Annotated in this window: 2 protein-coding genes and 1 tRNA gene; all 3 read left to right on the forward strand. The window is 39.7% G+C overall.

All coding sequences use genetic code 11. The features are described from left to right. Window positions 1-86: 86 nt before the first annotated feature. Window positions 87-160, forward strand: a tRNA-Arg gene (locus WBM98_RS06330). A 495-nt stretch (window positions 161-655) separates the two neighbouring features. Then, a complete protein-coding gene (locus tag WBM98_RS06335) occupies window positions 656-1555 on the forward strand; it encodes a serine hydrolase (protein WP_424365185.1) in 900 nt (299 codons plus the stop codon). 97 nt (window positions 1556-1652) lie between these two features. Next, window positions 1653-1905 (forward strand): hypothetical protein (locus WBM98_RS06340; protein WP_424365186.1); only part of this gene is annotated, 253 nt, incomplete at its 3' end.

Genomic DNA, 1905 nt, shown 5'->3' on the forward strand with positions numbered 1-1905 from the left:
TCAGGATTCTGATATTGCCGAAGGCAATCGTCAGAAATAGAGCACATGCTTTCGTAACTGACCCTCGAAAGCCTGTAATTAAAAATGGTCGCGTAGCTCAGCTGGATAGAGCATCTGCCTTCTAAGCAGACGGTCACAGGTTCGAATCCTGTCGCGATCACGAATAAATCAACAAAAAGTTGAAAACAAAGCAGGCTAAAAAACATAGCTTGCTTTTGTTTTTTGGATGTAGCGTTTTCTTTTGTTGATTTTCAGCACGGAGTGCCAAGGAACACCGAAGGTAATCCTGTCGCGATCACGAATAAATCAACAAAAAGTTGAAAACGAAGCAGGCTAAAAAATATAGCTTGCTTTTTTCCATGATAGAGATTACGATCGACCACGAACCTTCCTCAATACCCCTATCACTTGACAAAGGGTTATCTAACAATCGACCATTACGAATGTATTATTAGCTTATCTTGACCTCGATTTCCAATGATTGGATAGTAAAGGGGAGCGCATTATAGAAAATATTAACAATTAAAAATGGGATTTTCCCTAAAAACCCTCAAACTATTGGTGTTTTCAAAGTTGTTCCCAACACAACATTTAACATATTGCACATTAGCGGATTGACTAATTTTGGCTACATTTTTAAATTATAATAGAATATATGAGAATAATCCCTTTGTTTTTCACCTTGGTGTTGGCTTCATTTTCGTATCCTCAACAAGGCTTGCCTATTAAAATCGCCAATGAAAAAATAAAACCGCTTTCTAAAATGGTCGACTCGTCGTTACAGTCACGTTTGGAAACTGAGATTATGAACAATTCAGAATGGGCCGATCTGATTGCCTCAAAGAAAATGGCCGTGGGTGTCGTTGATTTGAGCAATCCTGAAAAAGTAAGATTTGCAAGAATCAATGGCAATTACATGATGTATGCTGCCAGCTTGCCTAAAATCGCCATTTTATTGTCCGCCATGGATGCCATTGAAAAAGGGGAATTGAAAGAAACCCCTGAGGTCAAAAAAGACATGCGTTTGATGATTAGCAAATCGGACAATGCCGCATCAACCAGAATGATCGATCGTGTAGGTTATGACAAAATAGAATCCGTAATGACCAGTCCAAGATATGCCTTTTATGACGAGGAAAATGGTGGCGGACTCTGGGTGGGCAAACGTTATGGCGGCGGGGGTGACACGAATCGTGAACCGATTAAAAACTTGAGCCATGCAGCTTCGGTAAGCCAAGTGTGTCGTTTTTATTACCTGCTCGCCAACGGAAAATTGGTCAACGAAAAAAGGTCAAAACAGATGTTGACGATTATGGAGAACCCTGAACTGCACCATAAGTTCGTGAACACTTTGGATAAGGTAGCCCCCAATGCGCGACTTTTTAGAAAATCAGGTTCGTGGAAAACCTACCATTCCGATTCTATATTGGTGTGGGGCAAAGATCCCAGCCGGAGGTATATTCTGGTAGCTCTTATCGATGATGCCAATGGGGAACAGATAATAAGAAATCTGGTGAAACCTATAGAAAAAGTACTTAAAAAACCCGTAATTTGAGATTGGGGTTTAGATTTCCCGAATTGATTTTATGATTTATAAACTAGCGCAGCACTTTTTTGATATTAGAAAGGGAGAATACAAAATCTCCCTTTTTATGTTTAGCTACATCTTTATCATAATTTCCGTGTTGCTGATCATCAAACCCACGGTCAATTCGATTTTTCTTTCTGAACTGGGTGCGGAACAACTGCCTTTGGGGTATATATTAGTTGCCGCTGCAGCATTGCTCAGTTCCTTGTTCTACTCCAAATTGCTGGTTAAATATCAACTTAACCGCATTATAAAATCAACGCTTGCCCTTTCGATTATCATACTTATTTTACTCGCCACTTTACTTAAGTTCGGAT

Source organism: Maribacter sp. (genome assembly GCF_049667165.1).
Classification (GTDB): domain Bacteria; phylum Bacteroidota; class Bacteroidia; order Flavobacteriales; family Flavobacteriaceae; genus Maribacter_A.

Excerpts from the sequence above, each read along its gene's own strand:
- WBM98_RS06335 (WP_424365185.1), top strand. The coding sequence starts at position 656 with ATGAGAATAATCCCTTTGTTTTTCACCTTGGTGTTGGCTTCATTTTCG.